This window comes from Centipeda sp. (in: firmicutes), assembly GCF_057271695.1.
In genome coordinates, this window is sequence record NZ_DBHIVL010000127.1 from 1 (window position 1) to 2,822 (window position 2,822).

Here is a 2,822-nt window from a genome sequence, read left to right on the forward strand (position 1 = left end):
AGAATGGTAAGATGATGGTAGTGGCTCATAGCGGTGCTCCTCTGTTCCTGGTTTTGTTGGCTAACACCATGATACAGGAGATTTCTCGTTATGAGTCCTTTTTTTTGTTAAATTGTGTTGCACTTAGATTGTACATCCAAGGTGTTTCCTTCATATTATCTTGACAACAGATGCGTAAAGTATTATATTTGGGACAATAGCACTAAAAGAAGACACGGATACAACGACGTCTGTCGAATTGCTGTAGATTGTTGTCCCGTCCAGGAGACAAACCTCCACATAGCAAGGGCTATGTGGAGGATCGCGGGCGCAGGCAGGGCGAAAACAGATACATCAAGAGGACAGTGCCGAAGGCATCCGTGCTTCCCTAAAGTTTGATCGGTAAAACGGAATGGTATGAAGGGGGAAACTCTCATGTTTCACGGAATGAAGAACAGACGGCAGCTGTCACTTCTCATCGCATTCGCGTTGTCCGCGGGGGGGGGGCAGGTGTTTTCCGGTTACGCACATGCGGCAGATGTGACGGGACAACATGTGTCCTATCGTGCCGGGGACACTTTGCCCGTCGGTCCGCTTGAAGGCGGAGCGATCAGCATGCTTGTCACGGGTCTCGGGAACGTACGTGGTAATACGCTGACGATTGAGGGGCTGGATGTCTATGGGCACAATGTGTTCGGCGGAGTTACGCAGGCGGGGTCCGGCGATGCCACGGGCAACGAAGTCATTCTGAAAAACATGCCGGACTTTAGCGGTGGTTTCCTTACTGTATATGGCGGCTACTCGCAAAACGGCAAGGCGACGGGGAACACCGTCACCCTGAGCGGGTCAGCAGGGCCGACGGGTTCTGGAATGCACGGCTATGCACGTATATTCGGCGGATACAGCTCCAAGTCGGGAGCAACGGAGGCAGACGATACGCAGGGCAATACGCTGAAGGTGACGGCGAAGAACAGCGCGGCGTATTACATTGCCCACTTTGAGAAGATGAAGTTCGTCCTCGGGAGTGACATCCACTCCGGGGATACGATGCTTTATATACAGACCGTTGGGCTGCGTTTTGACTGGAGAAATATCAGCGTCGACAACGCCGCCGCATGGATGTCCGGCGCACGCGGCACCAAGAGGGTGACGCTGTACACAGGGGCTACCCTATATGATCTCAGCAACTATGATGTCGCCGCTAAAAGGACGAACGCCGGGAATTTTGAGTATGGGATACGCGCCAATACAACGACACCTGAAGCGAGCACGGTGACAGCGACCGAGCTCTATTTTGAGGGAAACCAATTTAAGAATGCAACGATAACATACAACAACAATACGCCAAGTGCGGATGATGAGAGCAATGGAGTCTATCATGCACTGCCCGCGACGACCGCACCGTATGGGGGGGCGATCTACGCAGGGACATCGACGCTTGGCAATACGACGACGCACAATGTGCTGACGGTCGAGGGGCTGGATATTAGTGGACGTAGTTTGTACGGCGGATACACCCAGTCGATCGCCGGCGATGCCACGCACAACGAAGTCGTCCTGAAGAACACGATATCAAATACGACGAATGCATTGATTTATGGCGGCTGGTCGAAAAACGGCAATGCGACGGGGAACACCGTCACCGTCACGGGCGCTATGATGGGCAATATCTACGGCGGCTATACGAACGGCTCCGGTCATACGACGGGCAACACGGTCAACCTCGGCAGTGCGGCGGATGCCGTCGCTTCGGATACCACCATCACGGGCACCGTCTACGGCGGCAACAAGAGCGATGCCACGGGCAACACGCTGAACGTCAACAGCCGAAATACGAGTGCTGTGGATGTCAAGAACTTTGAAAACGTCAACTTCGACGTGGCGCACAACGTCAGCGTGGGCGACACCCTCCTGACGCTCACGAACGGCGGGGGCACCACGATTGACTGGTCGAAGATGACGCTCAAGAACCTTGACACCATCACGGCAAGCCCCACGACGGATCGTATCCTCACCCTCCTGCACAGCACGAACAACGTCACCTTTACGAACTACGATGCGGTACGCGCGCGGAATGCAAAGACAGAGGGCGACTATGAGTATGTTTTGAATACAGACAACAAAACAGCACAGGATAAACGCGTCAATGTCACAGGCTACCGCTTCGCGAACAACCATCCGACCTACAGCGCGGGCGATGGCACGCATACCGAGGCATGGGGCGGGCGCAGCAAAATTGGCAACAAGGTCGAAAAGAACGAGCTCACCGTGACGGGCGGTAGTATCACCACGGCGGCCTACGGCGGCATCGCACAGAACCTTACGGCGGGCGACGGCATCGACGGCTACAAGAAGACGGGCGACGCGGTAGCGAACAAACTCATCCTCGAAGGCGGCACGGTTATGGACGGCTACGGCGCAGATGTCCGCACCGAGGCAGGAAATGCCACCGAGAACACCATCGTTCTCAACGGCGCAAGCGTGATCGTGACGCACGACCTCAAGGGCGGCGCACTGACCCACGCCTCCGCAAGTGGCGCAGCCACGGGCAACACCGTCAACCTCCTCCGTGGCAGCGTTGGGGGAAGCGTCTACGGCGGCTTTGCAAACGGCACGGGGACGACCACGGACAACACCATCGCCATCGGCGACGGCACGAACAACGCCGACGTCACCGTGACGGGTGATCTCGTCGGCGGCAACAAGGCAGCCACGGGCAACATCCTTGCCATCAAGAGCAAGGGCGCTCGCGTCGGCAGCCTCAGGAACTTCGGCACGATCAAGTTCGACCTTGGACCGAGCGTTGGCGACGGGGATACCGTCCTCACCCTGAATCAGGATAC

General features: G+C 56.3%; 1 pseudogene. It reads left to right on the forward strand.

The annotated features are described in order from the left end of the window. Positions 1–414: 414 nt before the first annotated feature. Positions 415–2,822, forward strand: a pseudogene (locus ACO6BQ_RS12255) (autotransporter outer membrane beta-barrel domain-containing protein); the annotation flags it as partial.